The organism is Variovorax sp. V35, from assembly GCF_041154465.1.
In the GTDB taxonomy this organism is placed as follows: domain Bacteria; phylum Pseudomonadota; class Gammaproteobacteria; order Burkholderiales; family Burkholderiaceae_C; genus Variovorax; species Variovorax boronicumulans.
The window spans coordinates 5082855-5101525 of the sequence record NZ_AP028666.1; the positions used below are offsets into that span (position 1 = coordinate 5082855).

The 18671-nt window shown below is 68.7% G+C and carries 14 protein-coding genes; 8 read left to right on the top strand and 6 right to left on the bottom strand.

Annotated features, from left to right (window positions below):
• Positions 1-10: 10 nt before the first annotated feature.
• On the bottom strand, positions 11-595 hold the full coding sequence (locus ACAM42_RS23305; RefSeq protein ID WP_369629561.1) for a TetR/AcrR family transcriptional regulator: 585 nt from the start codon (positions 593-595) through the stop codon (positions 11-13).
• A 160-nt stretch (positions 596-755) separates the two neighbouring features.
• On the opposite strand from ACAM42_RS23305, the gene ACAM42_RS23310 reads away from it, so the two are divergent.
• The gene (locus tag ACAM42_RS23310; protein ID WP_062474873.1) at positions 756-1121 is read left to right on the top strand and encodes an SPW repeat protein; all 366 of its coding nucleotides are present in this window, start codon (positions 756-758) and stop codon (positions 1119-1121) included.
• 131 nt (positions 1122-1252) lie between these two features.
• On the opposite strand, the gene ACAM42_RS23315 is transcribed toward ACAM42_RS23310, so the two are convergent.
• From ACAM42_RS23315 to ACAM42_RS23330, 4 genes are all read right to left on the bottom strand, one after another.
• On the bottom strand, positions 1253-2752 hold the full coding sequence (locus ACAM42_RS23315; protein WP_369629562.1) for an efflux transporter outer membrane subunit: 1500 nt from the start codon (positions 2750-2752) through the stop codon (positions 1253-1255).
• A gap of 11 nt (positions 2753-2763) precedes the next feature.
• Positions 2764-6024 carry an efflux RND transporter permease subunit gene (locus ACAM42_RS23320; RefSeq protein ID WP_369629563.1) on the bottom strand — a complete coding sequence of 1087 codons (3261 nt, stop codon included), beginning with the start codon at positions 6022-6024 and terminating at the stop codon, positions 2764-2766.
• Positions 6025-6751: 727 nt separating this feature from the next.
• A complete protein-coding gene (locus tag ACAM42_RS23325; RefSeq protein ID WP_369629564.1) occupies positions 6752-9877 on the bottom strand; it encodes an efflux RND transporter permease subunit in 3126 nt (1041 codons plus the stop codon).
• Positions 9874-11526, bottom strand: a complete 1653-nt coding sequence (locus ACAM42_RS23330) for an efflux RND transporter periplasmic adaptor subunit (protein ID WP_369629565.1) — start codon at positions 11524-11526, stop codon at positions 9874-9876. The genes ACAM42_RS23325 and ACAM42_RS23330 overlap by 4 nt, the downstream gene beginning before the upstream one ends.
• A gap of 288 nt (positions 11527-11814) precedes the next feature.
• On the opposite strand from ACAM42_RS23330, the gene ACAM42_RS23335 reads away from it, so the two are divergent.
• Genes ACAM42_RS23335 through ACAM42_RS23355 form a run of 5 tightly spaced genes read left to right on the top strand, consistent with a single transcriptional unit; the run spans position 11815 to position 15603 of the window.
• On the top strand, positions 11815-12336 hold the full coding sequence (locus ACAM42_RS23335; RefSeq protein WP_369629566.1) for a DUF6622 family protein: 522 nt from the start codon (positions 11815-11817) through the stop codon (positions 12334-12336).
• Between the two features lie 48 nt (positions 12337-12384).
• On the top strand, positions 12385-13350 hold the full coding sequence (locus ACAM42_RS23340; RefSeq protein WP_369629567.1) for a sterol desaturase family protein: 966 nt from the start codon (positions 12385-12387) through the stop codon (positions 13348-13350).
• Complete coding sequence (locus ACAM42_RS23345) at positions 13347-13646, top strand: 2TM domain-containing protein (RefSeq protein ID WP_240531166.1); 300 nt, start codon at positions 13347-13349, stop codon at positions 13644-13646. The genes ACAM42_RS23340 and ACAM42_RS23345 overlap by 4 nt, the downstream gene beginning before the upstream one ends.
• Positions 13643-14737 carry a sensor histidine kinase gene (locus ACAM42_RS23350; protein ID WP_369629568.1) on the top strand — a complete coding sequence of 365 codons (1095 nt, stop codon included), beginning with the start codon at positions 13643-13645 and terminating at the stop codon, positions 14735-14737. The genes ACAM42_RS23345 and ACAM42_RS23350 overlap by 4 nt, the downstream gene beginning before the upstream one ends.
• 26 nt (positions 14738-14763) lie before the next feature.
• Positions 14764-15603: a LytR/AlgR family response regulator transcription factor gene (locus ACAM42_RS23355; RefSeq protein WP_369629569.1), complete on the top strand. Its 840-nt coding sequence runs from the start codon at positions 14764-14766 to the stop codon at positions 15601-15603.
• Positions 15604-15684: 81 nt separating this feature from the next.
• Here ACAM42_RS23355 and ACAM42_RS23360 read toward each other — a convergent pair whose 3' ends face one another.
• Positions 15685-16044, bottom strand: a complete 360-nt coding sequence (locus ACAM42_RS23360) for a hypothetical protein (RefSeq protein ID WP_070062581.1) — start codon at positions 16042-16044, stop codon at positions 15685-15687.
• A gap of 137 nt (positions 16045-16181) precedes the next feature.
• Between ACAM42_RS23360 and ACAM42_RS23365 the strand changes: the two genes are divergently transcribed.
• Together ACAM42_RS23365 and ACAM42_RS23370 are read left to right on the top strand one after the other, a co-directional pair.
• Positions 16182-17999: a glutamine--tRNA ligase/YqeY domain fusion protein gene (locus ACAM42_RS23365; protein ID WP_369629570.1), complete on the top strand. Its 1818-nt coding sequence runs from the start codon at positions 16182-16184 to the stop codon at positions 17997-17999.
• Positions 18000-18095: 96 nt separating this feature from the next.
• Positions 18096-18662: a pseudouridine synthase gene (locus ACAM42_RS23370; RefSeq protein ID WP_369629571.1), complete on the top strand. Its 567-nt coding sequence runs from the start codon at positions 18096-18098 to the stop codon at positions 18660-18662.
• The last annotated feature ends 9 nt before the right edge of the window (positions 18663-18671 follow it).

The following is an 18671-nucleotide window of genomic DNA, read 5'->3' on the forward strand; positions in this document are numbered from 1 at the left end:
GGTGTCGTCGTCAGGGCGGCACGGCGATGCCTTGCCAGAAGATCTCGAAGCCGGCTTCGGCGTAGTCGAAGGCCGGTTCGGCGTCGCCGGCCTGCGCGATGTAGCCGACGGTGGTCTCGGCCATCGCCGTGAGCATCGCGCCCAGGAATTCCATCGGCCGCTCGACGACCAGCCCGCGCCGCATGCATTCCTGCGCCACCGCTTCCAGGCGCGCGAACGGCGCCATGCCGGCGGCGCGGCTCTCGTCGCTCAGTTCGTCGGAGACCTTGAGCTGCGCCAACACGCGCAGCTTGCCGGGGTGCGCCACGCCCCAGCGCACGTAGCGGTCCCAGATGTGGCGGAACTGGGTGCGCGGATCGGCCGCCTCGGGCCAGTCAGCCAGCATCACGCCGGCCAGCTCGGTCTTCAGCGCGCGGTACAGCGCGTCGGTCAGCAGCGCCTTGCTCGCGAAGTAGGTGAACAGCGTGCCCTCGGCCACGCCCGCGGTGCGCGAGATCGCCGAGGTCGGCGTGGCCCACACGCCGCGCCGGCCGAACTCGACCAGCGCCGCCTCGAGGATGGCGTTGTGCTTGTCTGCGCTGCGGGGCCTGGCCATGCGTCGACGGTCTCCATCGTTCGTTTAGTTGAGTGCGCACTCAAGTATAGGAAGGCGGCGCCGATCCGCAAGCCCCGCGCCATGCCGCATGGCGGAACCACGGCGCGGCGCGGCAGTCCAACCAGAGTCGTGGCGTCGTGCTGCGACAGGAGGTACGACCATGAAGCATGTGAAGCATTGGCAGGACCCCGTCAACGCCGTCGCCGGCGTGTGGCTGATCGTCTCGCCATGGGTACTGGGCTTTCAGGGCAATTCGCTCGCCATGTGGACCATGGTGGCGACCGGCATCGTGCTGGGCGCCGTGGCCTTGGGCGCGACCTTCGTGCCGCACCAGTGGGAAGAGTGGACCGAAGTGGCGCTGGCAGCCTGGCTGGCGGTGTCGCCCTGGTTGCTCGACTTCCGCATGGTCGAGCCGGCGCTGGTCAATGCAGTCCTCGTGGCTGCGGTGATCATGGTGCTCGCCCTCTGGGTCCTGGTGACAGACAAGGACTACCTGGGCGAGGCCCTCGACCGACCAGCGCACTGATGGGGAGAGAGCGATCCTGTGAGCGCCGAGCGGTGACCACCGCCGCGAAGCGACGACGCCCGGTCCGGTGTTCGCGCCGGTCGGGCCGACGGGCCAGGCAGGTTCCCATGCCCGCCCGCAACACCCGCCCCTTACGGTGTGCGGGAAGCGGCGCTGTTGTTTGAAGTGCTGTTGCCGGCCGGACGGGTCGCCCCCATCCAGTCGGCCTGCCAACCGCCGCCCATGGCCTGGATCAGCGCGATTGCCGCGGCCTGGCGATTGACCTGAAGCTGCACGAGCGCGCGCCGCGCGCTCAGTGCGGCGGCCTGCGCCTGCACCACATCGGTGTAGCTCACCTGCCCCGCGCGATACCGGTTGAGCAGTTGCTGCTCGGTCTTGTCGGCCGCTGCCGTGGCCTCGCGGCGCAAGCCTTCCTGCTGCGCCAGCGTGGCGCCGGTGGTCAGCTGGTCTTCCACGGCCTGGAACGCGGCCAGCACGGTCTGCCGGTAGCGCGCCACGCTGGCTTCGTGGCCGGCCTTGGCGGCATCGACGCTGGCGCTGATGGCGCCCGCGTCGAACACCACCTGCGCCACCGACAGGCCCAGCCCCCACAGCGTGTTGGCCGCGCCGAAGAGGTCTCTCACGCGGCTGGCGTTGCTGCCGACCGAGGCCGTGAGCGAGATGTTCGGGTAATAGGCCGAGCGCGCCACGCCGATCTGCGCATTGGCCGCGGCCACCGCGCGCTCCGCCGCTGCGATGTCGGGGCGGCGCTGCAGCAGCGTCGAGGGTACGCCGGTCGGCACGCCGGGCACCGTGGGCGTCCAGCGCGCGGGCGGCAGGCTGAAGTCGGCCGGCGCCACGCCCACCAGCATCGCGATGGCGTGCTCCAGCGTGGCGCGCGTGCGCTGCAGGCCCACGCGGTCGGCCTTGGCATTCACCAGCTGGGTCTGCGCCTGCAGCACGTCGGTCTGCGCGGCAATGCCGGCGGCGTAGCGGTTGCTCGTGATCTCGAAGGCGCGCTGGTAGCCGAGGATGGTTTCGTCGAGCAGCACGATCTCGGCGTCGGCCTCGCGCAGCGAGAAGTAGTTGGTCGCCAGGTCGCCGACGGCCGACAGCCGCGCCGAGGCCAGGTCGGCCTCGCTGGCCTGCGCGTTGGCCTGCGCGCTGTTCACGGCCTCGCGCAGGCGGCCCCACACGTCGGGCGTCCAGCTCGCGCCCAGCGTGGCGCCGAAGGTGTTCGACGGGCTGGCCGAGGCGTTGCCGCCCACCGTGCCCGAGCGCTTGCCGCTGCCGTCGAAGGACACCGACGGGAACAGCCCCGCGCGCTGCTCGCGCACCAGCGCCTGCGCCTGCGTGTAGCTGGCGACGGCAGCGGCGATGTTCTGGTTCGACACCTGCACGCGCGCCGCGAGTTCGTCGAGCGTGGCGTCGCCGAAGAGCTTCCACCACTCGCCGCGGTCGAGCGCGTCGGCCGGCGCGGCGGGCAGCCAGCCGTCGGCGGCGGGCTGCTCCTTCCAGCCGGCCGATGCCGCCGACTCGGGCACCTTGTAGGCCGCGCCCACGGCGCAGCCGGCGAGCACGGCGGCCAGCGCGAGCGTGCTCAGCGCGAAGAAACGGCGTGAAGAACCGAAGGAAGAAATGGAGGCATTCATGGTCATGGGTCTCAGACGGCCGGCGCGCGGCTCAGCGCGTGTTCGTTCTTGCCGCGGCGGCGCAGCTTGTCCAGCAGCAGGTACACCACCGGCGTGGTGAGCAGCGTCAGCAGCTGGCTCGCGATGAGTCCGCCGATGATCGCCACGCCCAGCGGCCGGCGCAGCTCGGCGCCCTCGCCGAAGCCGATGGCCAGCGGCAGCGCACCGAGCGCGGCGGCCAGCGTGGTCATCAGGATCGGGCGGAAGCGCAGCAGGCAGGCCTCGCGCACCGCCTCGAGCGGGCTCAGGCCGCGCGAGCGCTCGGCCTCCAGCGCGAAGTCGATGATCAAAATGGCGTTCTTCTTCACGATGCCGATCAGCAGGAACACGCCGATCAACGCGATGATGGAAAACTCCATGCGGAACATCAAGAGCGCCAGCACCGCGCCCACGCCGGCCGAAGGCAGCGTCGACAGCACCGTCACCGGATGCACCAGGCTCTCGTACAGGATGCCCAGCACGATGTAGATCACCACCAGCGCCGCCACGATCAGCATCGCCTGCTGCCCCTGCGACTGCTGCGCGCTCAGTGCGGTGCCGGCAAAGGCGCCGCGCACGTTGGTCGGCATGGCGATGTTGGCCTCGGCCTTGGCGATGGCCTCGCGCGCGTCGCCGAGGTTGGCGCCCTCGGCCAGGTTGAACGAGATGGTGGTGGCGAGCTCGCCGTCCTCATGGCTCACCGACGTGGCCACCGACTGCTCCTCGAACTTCGCCACCGCCGACAGCGGCACCAGCGCGGTGGCCGTGTTGCTCAGCACGTTGCCGGTCGAGGCGTTGCGCGAGCCGGCGTTGGCCGACACCGGCACCGTCGCGGCGGCGGCGCTGGCGGAGGCCGCCGTGCCGCCCGTGGACGTCGTGGCCGCCACCTGCGTGGTCACCGCCTGCCCCGCCACCACCGAGGTCTTCGTGGCCGGCACGTACACGTCGCGCAGCGCGTTCGGGCTGCGCGTGTAGCCCGGCGCCCATTCCATCACCACGTGGTACTGGTTGAGCTCGGTGTAGATGGTGGCCACCTGCCGCTGCCCGAAGGCGTTGTACAGCGCGTTGTCGATGGCGGTGGAGGTGAGCCCCAGCCGCCGTGCGCTGTCGCGGTCGACCTTGGCCACCGTCTCCACGCCGTTCTGGTCCTGGTCGGTGTCGATGTCGGTCAGCGTGGGCTGCTGCTTCATCTCGTCGGCCAGCTTCACGGCCCAGGTGCGCAGGTCGGACAGGCTGTCGCTCTTGAGCGTGTACTGGTAGGTGGAGTTGCTGGAGCGCCCGCCCGATCGCACGTCCTGCACCGGACCGAGGAACACGCGCAGCCCCGTCACCTGCGCCAGCTGCGGGCGCAGCCGCGCGATCACGGCCAGGCCGCTGTCCTTGCGCTGGCTGGCCGGCTTCAGGTTGACGAACATGAAGCCGCCGCCCGCGCGCCCGCCGCCCGTGAAGCCCACCACGGTGTCGACCGCCTCGTCCTTGCGGATGATGTCGACCACCTCGCGCAGCTTGGCGCCCATGGCCTGCGACGAAATGCTCTGGTCGGCACGCAGGCCGCCGTTGAGCTGGCCGCTGTCCTGCTGCGGGAAGAAGCCCTTGGGCGCCGCGCTGAACAGGTACACATTGAGCCCCACCACCGCCAGCAGCACGACCATGACGATCGCCTTGCTGTCCAGCGCCCAGTCGAGTGCGCTCTCGTAGCGCTTGAGCATCCAGTCGTAGCTGCGCGCCGCCGCGCGGCCGAAGCGGCCTTGTGGCTTGTTCTTGTCGTGCTCGCCGCCGGGCTTGAGCATCCACGCGCACATCATCGGCGTGGTGGTGAGCGAGATGACCAGCGAGATCAGCACCGCCGCCGACAGCGTGACCGCGAACTCGCGGAACAGCCGCCCCACCTGCCCGCCCATGAACAGCAGCGGAATGAACACCGCCACCAGCGACACGCTGATCGACAGCACCGTGAAGCCCACCTCCTGCGCGCCGAGCAGCGCCGCCTTCATGCGCGACATGCCCGATTCGATGTGGCGGCTGGTGTTCTCCAGCACCACGATGGCGTCGTCCACCACGAAGCCCGTGGCCACGGTGAGCGCCATCAGGCTCAGGTTGTTGAGGCTGAAGCCCAGCAGGTGCATCACCCCGAACGTGCCCAGCAGCGCCACCACCGTGGCCACCGCCGGCACCACCGTCGCGCGCACGCTGCGCAGGAACAGGCTGACCACCAGCACCACCAGCAGCACCGCGATGACCAGCGTCATCTCCACCTCGCGCAGCGAGCTGCGGATGGAGTTGGTGCTGTCCGAGGCGACCTGCAGCGTCACGTCCGGCGGCAGTTGCGCCTGCAGCTCGGGCAGCAGCGCGCGCACGTTGTCGACCGTCTCGATGATGTTGGCCGAGGGCTGGCGCGTGATCAGCACGATGATCGCCGGCTCGCCGTTGAACAGGCCCAGCGTGCGCGTGTCTTCCACGCCGTCGATCACGTCGGCCACCTCGCGCAGCCGCACCGCCGCGCCGTTGCGCCAGGCCACGACCATCGAGGCGTAGTCGCTTGCGCGCAGCGCCGGGGTCTGGGTGTAGATCTGCAGCTTGCGTCCTTCTCCCTGCACCATGCCCTTGGGGCGGTTGGCGTTGGACGCCTGGATGGCGGCGCGCACGTCTTCGGTGCTGATGCCGTAGCGGTTGAGGGCGAAGGGGAGCAGCTCGATCCGTACCGCGGGGAGCGAGCCGCCGCCGATCTCTACGTCACCTACGCCGTCTACTTGCGACAGGCGCTGGCTGACGATGTTGGAGACGGCGTCGTAGATCTGGCCTGGGGTCTTTGTTTTGGACGTGAGGGCCAGGATGATGACTGGCGACGCAGCCGGGTTGGCTTTGCGGTAGGTCGGGTTGCTTCTTAGCGTGGCAGGCAGGTCTACGCGGCTGGCGTTGATGGCTGCCTGGACTTCTCTGGCGGCGCCGTCGATGTTGCGGCTGAGGTCGAATTGCAGCGTGACTCGGGAGGAGCCTACGGAGCTGGTGGACGTCATTTCGTTGACGCCTGCGATGGTTCCCAGGTGTCTTTCCAGTGGCGTGGCGACGCTTGTTGCCATCGTCTCTGGGCTTGCGCCTGGGATCGAGGCTCTTACCGAGATGACTGGATAGTCGACTTGGGGGAGCGGGGAGACTGGTAGGACAAAGAACGCGGCTATGCCTGCCAGGGCGATGCCTATGGTTAGCAGGACTGTGCCTATGGGGCGGCGGACGAAGGGGCGCGATAGGTTCATCGCAGTGCCTCGTTTTGCTTCCCGAGGCCGGGTCTCGGCCCGGCGGCCGACCTACTTTTCTTTGCTTCGCCAAAGAAACGTAGGCAAAAGAAAGGCGACCCTACTGTCTGCGTCCCTCCGCTTCGCTGCGGGCAACCTGCGGTGCTCGCGTTTCGCGGGGTCTCGCCCAAACTCGCTTCGCTCAAACAAGGGCGAGCCCTGATCCGCGAAACGCTGCGCTCCTCGGCGCATACAGAAGGGGTTTGAATACCAACGGGCCATCGCTTCGCTCGGCCAGTGGGCCGCTGCAGGCGCTTTGCGCCTGCAGCGGCTGGGAGTGGTTGGTGCGCTGGCGCTGGTGCTGGTGTCGCCGTTGGCGTTTGCATTGCCCTTGCTGTTGGCAAGGAGCCGCGCGCAGGCGAAGCCGCGCGCATGCGCATTGGATTCGGCTGTTGGTACTGCATGGCCGAGCGAAGCGACGGCCCGAAGCTCCCCTCCCCTCTGGCTGCGCCGAGGAGCGGAGCGTTTCGCGGATCAGGGCTCGCAGCTGTTTGAGCGAAGCGAGTTCTGCGAGACCCCGCGAAACGTGAGCACCGCAGGTTGCCCCGTAGCGAAGCGCAGGGGTCGCAGACAGTGGGGTCGCCTTTTCTTTGCTTACTTTCTTTTGGCGAAGCAAAAGAAAGTGAGTCCGCCGCCGGGCGGAACTCCCGGCCTCGGAAAGCAAGCAAGCGACAGGAGGTAAACCAGATCAAGCCGCCTCCTCCTCAAGCTCAGCAGAAGACCGACGCGCACTACCCCCACCCAACCGATCAAACGCCAGATAAATAACAGGCGTAGTAAACAAAGTCAGCAGCTGACTAACGATCAACCCGCCAAAGATGGCAAGCCCCAGAGGACGTCGCAATTCAGCCCCGTCCCCAAAACTGAACATCAAGGGCACAGCAGCAAACAAAGCCGCCAACGTAGTCATCAAGATCGGCCGAAACCGCAACAACGCAGCCTGATGAATCGCCTCACGAGCCGACTTCCCCTGCGTCCGCTCCGCATCGATAGCAAAGTCGATCATCATGATCGCGTTCTTCTTCACGATGCCGATCAGCAGGATGATCCCGATGATCCCGATCACCCCCAGATCATTGCCAGTCAGCATCAAGGCCAACAAAGCCCCAACCCCCGCAGAAGGCAACGTAGACAAGATCGTCAACGGATGCACATAGCTCTCGTACAGCACCCCCAGCACGATGTACACACAAACCACCGCCGCCAGAATCAACCACAGCTGATTCGACAACGACTTCTCATAGGCCCCAGAAGCCCCCAGAAAAGTCATCGTCACACTGCTAGGCAACCCGATCTCTTTCGCCGCCGCACGAATCGCGGCAACCGAACCACCGAGTGACACCCCCGGCGCCGTATCGAAGTTCAACGTACTCGCCGGATACTGCGCCACGTGCGTGATCTGCAACGGCGCCTGCCGCTCGCTGATCTCCGCAAAGGCCGACAGCGGCGTCGCCGTGCCCGACCCCGCAATGAGGTTCAGTTGCCCCAGCGTCTGCGGCGTATTCACCATGCCAGGCTGCGCTTCCAGAATCACGCGGTACTGATTCGTCTCCGTGAAAATGGTCGACACGATGCGCTGACCGAAGGCGCTGTACAGCGCATCGTCCACCGAACTCGCGGTGATCGACAGCCGCGACGCCGTGTCGCGGTTCACGTTCACATACGCCGCCAGCCCCTGCGCACCGGCATCGCTGCTCACGTTGCGCACCTTGTCCGATTCCTGCAGCTTCGCCACGAGCTTCTGCATCCACTCGGTGACGAGCGCGCTGTTCACGCCTTCGAGCGACACGCGGTACTCGGTCGGTCCGGTCTCGGCGTCGATGGTCAGGTCCTGCGTGGGCTGCAGGTACAGCGTGAGGCCGGCCACCTGCCGCACGCGATCACGCAGGCGCTCCATCACCTCCTGCTGGTTGTCGTGGTTCTTGGTCAGGTTGATGAGCATGCTGCCGGTGTGCAGCATCGTGTTGTTGGCCGCGTCCACGCCGACGAAGGAACTGAGGTTCTCGACGTCATGGTCTTCAAGAATGGCACGCGCGGCCTGCTGCTGCAGCTGCGCCATGCGCTCGAAGGACACATCTTGTGCGGCCTGCACGCGGGCCTGCAGCTGGCCGGTGTCCTGCGTGGGGAACAGGCCCTTGGGGATCGTGAGGTACAGCAGCACGGTCAGCACCAGCGTGAGCAGCGCCACCAGCAGCGTGAGCGGCTGGTGCGCGATCACCCAGTGCAGCGAGCGGTCGTAGCGCACCATCACGCCGTCGAAGAACCGCTGGGCGCGCGCGCCGAAGCCGGTGCCCGATGCGTCTTTCTTCGGCTCGTGCTTGAGCCAGCGCGCCGACATCATCGGCACCAGCGTGAGCGAGACCACGCCCGAGATCAGGATGGTGATCGCCAGCGTCACCGCGAACTCGCGGAACAGGCGGCCCACCACGTCGCCCATGAACAGCAGCGGGATCAGCACGGCGATGAGCGACACAGTCAGCGAGATGATGGTGAAGCCGATCTGCGCAGCGCCCTTGAACGCGGCCTGCAACGGTTTCTCGCCCTCCTCGATGTAGCGCGCGATGTTCTCGATCATGACGATCGCGTCGTCCACCACGAAGCCGGTGGCGATGGTCAGCGCCATCAGGCTCAGGTTGTTCAGGCTGTAGCCCAGCAGGTACATCAGGCCGAAGCTGCCGATGAGAGAGATCGGCACGGCAATGCTGGCGATGACGGTGGCGCGCAGGCTGCCCAGGAAGGCGAAGATCACCAGCACCACGAGCACCACGGCCAGCACCAGCTCCATCTCGACGTGCTGCACCGACGAGCGGATGCCGGCGGTGCGGTCGCTCAGCACCTCGACCTGCAGGCCCGCGGGCATGCCGGCCTGCAGCTCGGGCAGCTGCTTCTTGATGGCGTTGACGGTGGCGATCACGTTGGCGCCGGGCTGGCGCTGCACGTTCAGGATGATGGCCGGCGTGAGCTGCACCTGCCCGTCGACCTTGCGCCCGGCCCAGGCGCCCAACTGCGTGTTCTCGGCGCTGTTGACCACGCGCGCCACGTCGACCATCCGGATCGGCGCGCCGTTCTTGTAGCTGACGATGAGGTTCTTGTAGTCGTCGACCGTGAGCAGCTGGTCGTTCGAGTTGATGGTGTAGGCGCGCTTGGGACCGTCGAAGCTGCCCTTGGCACCGTTGGAGTTGGCCGCGCTGATGGCGGTGCGCAGCGAATCCAGCCCGATGCCATTGGCCGCCAGCGCCTGCGTGTTGGCCTGGATGCGCACGGCCGGGCGCTGCCCGCCGCTGAGCGACACGAGGCCCACGCCGGAGACCTGGCTGATCTTCTGCGCGAGCCGGGTGTTCACGAGGTTCTGCACCTCGGTGAGCGGCAGCGTGTCGGAGGTGATGGCCAGCGTGAGCACCGGCGCGTCGGCCGGGTTGACCTTGGCGTACACCGGCGGCGCAGGCAGGTCGGCCGGCAGCAGCGAGCCGCCGGCGTTGATGGCGGCCTGCACTTCCTGCTCGGCGACGTCGAGCGTCTGGCCCAGCGAGAACTGCAGCGTGATGATCGACACGCCCGCCGCGCTGGTCGAGCTCATGCGGTCCAGGCCCGACATCTGGCCGAACTGGCGCTCCAGCGGCGCGGTGACGGTGTTGCTCATGACCTCAGGGCTGGCCCCGGGGTAGAGCGTCTGGACCTGGATGGTCGGATAGTCGACCTGCGGCAGCGCCGCCAGCGGCAGGAAGCGGAACGCCACCAGGCCGGCCAGCACGATGGCCAGCATCAGCAGCGAGGTGGCGACCGGCCGCAGGATGAACGGGCGCGAGGGGCTCATGGGCTGCGCCGTCCCTCACCGCCGCGTTCGCCGCCACGTTCGGCCATGCGCTGCCAGCGTTCCAGCGCGGCCGGCTCGCCGCGGTCGAGGGCTTCGAGGAAACGCTTGCGGCGTTCAAGTTGTTCGGGATCGTCCTTGGCCGCGTCGAGCATGCGCTGGCGCTGCTCGGGGGTGGGGAGCTTGGCGGGTGTGACTGCGGGGGCTGCTGCAGGTGCAGGCGTTGCTGGCGCTGCAGCCGGCGCAGCCGTTCCGGCGGCAGGTGCAGCCGGTGCCTGCGATGGCGAAGCCGGTGCCGCCGCTTCGGCGGGACGAGCACCGCCGCCCTGCGCACCGCCGGCACCTTCTTGCCGACGTCCTCCACGCCGTCCACCTGGCGCCGCTGCGCCGGAGGCCGCACCGGCCGGCCGATCTACCGTGGTTTGCACGCGCGCGCCGTCCTTCAGGCGGTCGCCGCCTTCGGTGACCACGGTTTCGCCGGGCTGCAGGCCCTTGGTGATCGAGGCGAAATCGACGCTCGATTCGCCGCGCGTCACCGGCCGCTGCGAGGCCGTGTTCTCGGCCGTCACCACGTACACGTAGTCGCCGTTCGGGCCGTGGCGCAGCGCCGTGACCGGCACCACCACCGCGCTGCTCACGGTGCGCAGCAGCAGCCGCAGGTTGACGAACTGGTTCGGGAACAGCGCGCCGTCGGCGTTGGTGAAGCGCGCCTTGGCCTTCACGGTGCCGGTCTGCGTGTCGACCATGTTGTCGAGCGTGGAGAAGCTGCCGTCGGCCAACCGGCGCGTGCGCGTGCGGTCGAAGGCGGTGGTGGCGAGCGTGGCGCCCTGGCCCAGCCGCTCCTGCACCTCGGGCACGCGGTCCTGCGGAATGGCGAACTCGACGTCGATGGGCGCGATCTGCGTGATGGTGGCCACGCCGCCGGTGCTGCCGGTCGAGATGTAGTTGCCCGCGTCCACCGGCCGCAGGCCGATGCGCCCGCTCACCGGCGCCGTGATGCGGCTCCAGGCCAGGTTGAGCTTGGCGGTGTTCTCGTTGGCGCGGTCGATGGCCACGGTGCCTTCGAGCTGCTTGACCAGCGCGGCCTGGGTGTCGACGTCCTGGCGGGCGATGGAGTCCTGCCCGAGCAGCGTCTGGTAGCGCTGCAGCGTGACGCGCGCCGCGGCCAGCTGGGCCTCGTCGCGCTGGCGGGCACCGGCGGCCTGCGCCAGCGCGTTCTCGAAGGGCTGCGGGTCGATGGTGGCGAGCACGTCGCCCTTCTTGACCATCTGGCCTTCCTTGAACAGCACGGCCGTGAGCACGCCCGACACCTGCGGCTGCACCGTCACGTTGGCCAGCGGCGTGACGGTGCCCAGCGCTTCGAGCTGCACCGGGATGTCGGCCTGCCGCGCGACGGCGGTGCCGACGGTGCTGGAGGCCGGGCCTCCGCCGCCCGCCCGACCGCCGCCACCTGGGCGGCCTGCGCCTGCACCCGGTCCGCCCGCGCCCGGTGCCGGCGACTTGGAACGCTGCACCAGGTACCAGGCGCCGCCCCCGAGGGCCACCAACAGAAGCAGGGCCAGCAGGCTCCCGACCCAGCGACGCCGGCGCGCCGGAGGATGGGTCGGCGACACGACGGGTGGCAGGGGCTCGGGGGGCGTTTGGGAATCCATGGGCGGTGCGTGCGAAGGGGTGCGAAAAGGCGGCCTGAAGGGAGGCGGCCTAGAGTACAGCGCGAAATATCACTCCCGCAGTTTTCCGTGCCGTAAAGCGACGGTAAAGCTTCCGTTTGCGTGGCACCCCGCCATTGCCGGGGTCGCCATTCGCGCCGGCGACCGGCACTTCACGCCGCCCACCCGCATTTCGTCGCATGGCCGTGGCGGCGGCCGGGCGGCCTCGGCACAGTCCGCTCCATCGATTCCCTCCCCGCCCTCATTTCCTTCCATCCACCGGAGCCTCTCATGTTGATGCAGATCCTTCTTCACACCCCGAAGTGGGTGTTCGCCGTGTTCGTCCTGCTGGCCTGGCTCGGTGGCCGGCAGCTCGTGGCCAACCGCATCGGCCTGAACCGCGTTCTGGTGATGCCGGTCGCGATGGCCGGCCTGTCGTTCTGGGGCGTGGTGTCGGTGTCCGGCGAGTCGGCCGGCGCCCTGCTCGGCTGGGCCGTGGCCGCGCTGCTGCTCATGGTGCTGGTGCTGCGCCGTCCGCTGCCGCCGACCACGCGCTACGACGCCGCGGCGCGCCAGTTCGAGGTGGCCGGCACCGCCGTGCCACTGATGCTCATGATGGGCATCTTCCTCACCAAGTACGTGGTGGGCGTGTCGCTGGCCCTGCATCCGGAGCTGCGCCACCAGGCCGCCTTCGCCCTGGGCGTGCCGGCGCTGTACGGCGCCTTCAGCGGCATCTTCGCGGCCCGCGCCGCACGCCTGTGGCGGCTGGCCGCCGCGTCGGGCGCGATGGTCAGCGGCGCCCGCGCGGCCTAAGATTCTGCGCACTTCAGCCCCGCCCGCCCTTCGCCGCCAGGAACCGCCATGACCGTGCTCGTGTTGATCCTCAAGATTTCCATCTCGGTGGTGCTGCTTGCCTCGCTGGCCGAAGCGCTGGTGCTGTCGTGGCGCAACGGCTGGCGCAGCTACGACTGGAAGGCGGCGGGTATCTCGGTGTTCGACTTCCTGGTGCGCGAATACCCGCTGCGCTGGCTGCTGCCGCTGGCCTTCTGGGTCGGCGCCATGGACTGGCTCTACGCCCACCGGCTCTTCACGCTGCCGATGGACCACTGGACCGGCTGGCTCGCCTGCTTCATCGGCCAGGAGTTCTGCTACTACTGGTACCACCGCGCCGCGCACCGCGTGCGCTGGTTCTGGTGCACCCACGCCGTGCACCACTCGCCGAACCAGCTGAACCTGTCGGCCGCCTACCGCTTCGGCTGGACCGGCCGGCTCACCGGCACGCTGGCCTTCTTCCTGCTGGCGCCGCTGTTGGGCATGCCGCCGCGGATCATCCTGCTGATGCTCACGCTGAACCTGCTCTACCAGTTCTGGATCCACGCGACCTGGATTCCGAAGCTCGGCCCGCTCGAATGGGTGCTCAACACGCCCTCGGCCCACCGCGTGCACCACGCCTCGAACCTGGAGTACCTGGACGGCAACTACGGCGGCGTGCTGATCGTGTTCGACCGCCTGTTCGGCACCTACATCCCCGAGCGCGCCGACCTGCCCTGCCGCTACGGGCTGGTGAAGCCGATCACCTCGTACAACCTGCTCGAGATCGAGTTCAGCCAGTGGCGCGACCTGTGGCGCGACCTGCGCTCGGCGCGTTCGCTGCGCGCCTTCGTCGGCTACCTCGTGAAGCCGCCGGGCTGGCGCGCGGACGGGCCGGGCGAGACCACCGAGGAGCTGCGCCAGCGCGCGGCCCTGCCACCTTCACCGTCAATGCCGGCATCGGCCGCCAGCGACTTCGTTCCCCTTTCACCTGCCTCTCTCAAGGAGCTGTCATGACCCCCATGTCCCCTTCCTCTTCTTCGTCCGCCGACATCGAGCGGCGCGCCCGCCGCCGCGCCGGCGCCAAGATGGGCTGGTTCATCCATGCCTTCGTCTACGTGGTCGTCAACGTCGGGCTGGTTGCGCTTGCCGCCTCGCGCGGCCACAACTGGGCCGTGTACCCGCTCATGGGCTGGGGCCTGGGCTTGCTGATCCACGGCGCCGTGGTCTGGCTCATCGCGCCCGGCGGCGGCCTGTACGACCGGCTGCTGGAACGCGAGCGCCGCGCGCTGGGCGGCGAGGACCGCCGGTGAGCCTGGGCCTGTCGCTGTCGCCTCTTGCCGCCGGGCTCAGTGCCCGGTTCAGCGCCACCAACCTCCAGTCCATGCTGCGGCATGGGCTGATCACCGCGGTCTTCAACTGCATGATCGCGAGCGCGCTGACCATCGCCGGCGGCGGCAGCTGGGCCGCCCACATGGTCTATTCATTGGCGATCGGCACCGCGAGCTGGCTGTTCATCGATGGCGGCCGGCTCCTCATCACCGGACACCGCGAGGCCCTCTGGCCGAAATGGCCGTGGGGCCCACTGCTGGTCGTAGTGGGCGTGACCTTCGGCTTCCTCACCGGCAACCTCATCGGCGACGCCTGGAGCGGCGCGCCCGCCTTCGACTTCCTCGACCTGCGGGGCCACAAGCTGGCCACGGGCGTCACCGTCACCATCATCGCGGGGGCCGGCATCTGCTTCCTCTTTTACAGCCTCGGCAAGAGCAAGTACATGCAGAGCCAGATCGAACTGGCCCAGCGCAACGCCACCGAAGCCCGCCTCAAGCTGCTCGAAACCCAGCTCGAGCCGCACATGCTGTTCAACACGCTGGCCAACCTGCGCGTGCTGATCACCGTCGATCCGCCGCGCGCCGTGGCCATGCTCGACCGCCTGAACAGCTATCTGCGCATGACGCTCAGCGGCTCGCGCGCGCTGTCGCATCCGCTGTCGGCCGAGTTCGACCGGCTGGGCGACTATCTGGAGCTGATGTCGGTGCGCATGGGCGAGCGCCTGCGCTACACGCTCGACCTGCCCGACGAGCTGCGCGACACGCCCGTGCCGCCGCTGCTGCTGCAGCCGCTGGTCGAAAACAGCATCCGCCACGGGCTCGAGCCCCAGGTCGAAGGCGGCGAGATCGCCGTGCGTGCGCGCCGTGAGGCTGGTCAGTTGGTCATCGAGGTGAGCGACACCGGCGTCGGACTCGATGCGACGCAGCAGCCCTCGGAAGGTGGCGGCTTCGGGCTCGAACAGGTGCGCGAGCGGCTGGCCACCGTGTACGGTGAGCAAGGCCGCCTGAGCCTGGCCCCCGCGCCGACGGGCGGCGGGACGCGCGTCACCCTGAACCTTCCCCTGCCCGCCTGAACAGGCCCCACGACGACAAGAAGACGATGCCCCTCACCGCCCTCATCGCCGAAGACGAACCCCTGCTGGCCCAGGCCCTGCAGGCCGAACTGGCCACCGCCTGGCCCGAGCTGCACGTGGTCGCCACCGCCCGCGACGGCCGCAGCGCCGTGCGCGAGGCGTTAAGGCTGCTGCCGCAGGTGCTGTTCTTCGACATCCGCATGCCCGGCCTGGACGGCCTGGGCGCCGCCGCCGAGCTGGCCGACAGCTGGCCCACCGACGAAGCGCCGATGCCGCAGCTGGTGTTCGTGACCGCCTACGACGAATACGCCGCGCGCGCCTTCGAGGCCGAAGCCATCGACTACGTGCTCAAGCCCGTGCAGCCCGAGCGCCTGCGCAAGACCGTGGCGCGGCTGCGGCAGGCGCTGGCGGCAGCCGCGCCGTCGATGACGCCACCCGTCCCGCCCGACGAGGCGCTGGAGCGCACGCTCGCCCAATGGCGCCAGGTGCTGGGCGCCGCCGGCGGTGCGCCGTCGGCTTCATCGACGTCAGCAGCGCCGCTGCGCATGATCGTCGCCAGCGATGCGGGCGGCGCCACCGTGCGCATGGTGCCGATCGACGAGGTGCTGTATTTCGAAGCCGCCGACAAGTACCTGCGCGTGCTCACCGCCACGCAGGAATACCTGATCCGCACGCCCCTGAAGCAGCTGCTGCCCCAGCTCGATGCCGACACCTTCTGGCAAGTGCACCGGGCGGTGGTGGTGCGCAGCGCGGCCATCGAGGCGGTGCACCGCGACGAGGCCGGCAAGCTGCACCTCGCGCTGCGCGGGCGGGCCGAGAAGATCCCGGTCAGCCGGCTCTACGCCCACCTGTTTCGCGCCATGTGAAATCCAGGCGCCGGGCGCGCAGCAAAAAGCCGGCCTTTTCGGGGCCGGCTTTTTTCATTCAGTCACGAATGGCGTTGTAAATCAGCGCCAGTGGCCGTGTCCGTGGCCATGACCGCGGTGATAACCACGACCGTAGTAGCGCGGGCCGTAATAGGCCGGCGGCGGTGCGTAGTAGACCGGTGCCGGGCGGTAGTACACCGGCGGCGGCGGGCGGTAGTAGACCGGGGGCGGCGGTGCGTAATACACCGGGGCCGGCGGCGCATAGACCGGGGCCGGGTAGTAGGCGGGACCGCCCACGCCGACCGCCACGCCGGGCACGCCGACGCCGATCGACCAGCTCACGTCGCCGCGGGCGCTGGCCGAGGTGGCGGCAAACAGTGCACCGAAGGCCACCGCACCGGCAGCGGCCCATTTGAAGAGGGTAGAACGTGTGACGCTCATGATGTGGGACTCCTTGTTGGGGGGCGTTGTGCGCCCCATGTCTGTATTGAACGCTGCAATTGCAAAGCGGGTGGACGCTGCATTGTGAAGAGCGTTGCCAAAAGTAACCCCGACAGGCCCCCCTCTAGAATGACGCGATGACCTCCCCGACCGACAAAAGCGGCACCAAAACGACCGCTGCACCGAGCAATTTCCTGCGCCACGTGATCGAGAACGACCTCGCACAGGGTGCCTACGCAGGCCGCACCTGGGGCGGTTCCCCGGGCGACGCCGCCCACCACGCCCAGGGCATGCCCGACCCCGCCAAGGTGCGCATGCGCTTTCCGCCCGAGCCCAACGGCTACCTGCACATCGGCCACGCCAAGAGCATCTGGCTGAATTTCGAGCTGGCCAAGGAATACGGCGGCGTGTGCCACCTGCGCTTCGACGACACCAACCCCGAGAAGGAAGAGCAGGAGTACGTCGACTCCATCCGCGACGCCGTGAAGTGGCTCGGCTACGAAACCTACCTGGCCGACCGCCCCAGCGCGCCCGGCACGCTTCAGGAACACGAGTACTTCGCCAGCAGCTACTTCGACTTCATGTACGAAGCCGCCGAGTACCTGATCGGCGCTGGCCTGGCCTATGTCGACGAGCAGACGCCCGAAGAAATGCGCGCCAACCGCGGCGACTTCAACACGCCCGGCACCGGCAGCCGCTTTCGCAGCCGCACGCCCGACGAGAACCTGGCGCGCTTTCGCGAGATGCGCGACGGCAAGCTTGCCGACGGCGCCGCCATCCTGCGCGCCAAGATCGACATGGCGAGCCCCAACATCAACATGCGCGACCCCGCGCTGTACCGCATCCGCCGGGCCACCCACCACAACACGGGCGACAAGTGGTGCATCTACCCGATGTACACCTACGCGCACCCGATCGAAGACGCGCTGGAGCAGATCACCCACTCCATCTGCACGCTCGAGTTCGAAGACCAGCGCCCCTTCTACGACTGGCTGCTCGACCGCCTGGCCGAAGGCGGCCTCGTCGCCAGCCCGCATCCGCGCCAGTACGAGTTCGCCCGCCTGAACGTGACCCACGTGATGACCAGCAAGCGCAAGCTGCGCCAGCTGGTCGAAGAGAAACACGTCGACGGCTGGGACGACCCGCGCATGCCCACCATCGCCGGCCTGCGCCGCCGCGGCTACACGCCCGCCGCGCTGCAGCTGTTCTGCGAACGCAGCGGCACCACCAAGTCGGGCGGCTGGATCGAATACGCCAGCCTCGAAGCCGCGCTGCGCGACACCCTCGACCCCATCGCGCCGCGCGCCATGGCCGTGCTCGACCCGGTGAAGCTCGTCATCACCAACTGGGGTGAGCTGATGGGTGGCGACGATGTGCTCGACGACTGCTCCGCCCCCGTGCACCCGCACCACCCCGAGATGGGCAAGCGCGAGTTCAAGCTCGGCCGCGACGTCTGGATCGAGCGCACCGACTACGAAGACGTGCAGCCCAAGGGCTTCTTCCGCCTGTTCCCCGGCAACAAGGTGCGCCTGAAGTACGGCCACGTCATCGAATGCACCGGCGCCACGCGCGACGCCGACGGCAAGCTCCTCGAAGTGCAGGCCACGCTGGTGCCCGACACCAAGAGCGGCACGCCCGGCGCGGACGCGATCAAGGTCAAGGGCAACATCACCTGGGTCGCCGCGGCGGATGCCGTGCAGGCCGAGGTGCGGTTGTACGAGCGCCTGTTCGCCGAAGCCAACCCGGGCAGCGGCGAGCTGCTGGACGAGCTGAACAAGCACAGCCTCGAGGTGTGCACGGCCTTCGTCGAGCCGTCGCTGGCGAAGGCCGAACCCGGCGTGGGCATCCAGTTCGAGCGGCATGGCTACTTCGTGCGCGACACGAGGGGCGGCGGCGCCGGCGGACAGGTGGTGTTCAACCGCGCGGCGGGGATGCGGGACAGCTGGGCCAAGTAAGCCTGCTGCCGCGCTCACCCGCAAAGCCGGGGCCGTCAGGGCTCCGGCTTTTTTCTTGCGCCGAGCGTCGACAGACCCCGGCTATCCTGTCGGTTCATGAACGCTACGAGCCTTTCTTCGTCCCGCCTCATCCGCTTCAACAAACCCTACGGCGTCCTCAGCCAGTTCACGCCCGAGGGCCGCTGGCGCGGGCTGAAGGACTTCATCGACCTCCCCGGTGTCTACGTCGCCGGCCGCCTCGATGCCGACAGCGAAGGCCTGCTGCTGCTCACCGACGACGGCAAGCTCCAGGCGCGCATCGCCGATCCGCGCTTCAAGATGGAGAAGACCTACTGGGTGCAGGTCGAGGGCGTGCCGACCGACGAAGCGCTGGCGGCGCTGCGCAACGGCGTGCAGCTCAACGACGGCCCCACGCGCCCCGCACGGGCACGCCGGCTCGATCCGCCGCCCGCCGTGTGGAACCGCGAGCCCCCCATCCGCGAGCGCAAGCTCATTCCCACCGCGTGGCTGGAGCTGGCGATCAGCGAAGGCCGCAACCGCCAGGTGCGACGCATGACGGCGGCCGTGGGGCTGCCGACGCTGCGCCTCATCCGCGCCGCCATCGGGCCTTACACGCTCGAGGGGCTCGCGCCCGGAACCTGGCGGGAACAGAGCGGCGACTGAAGCGCCGCA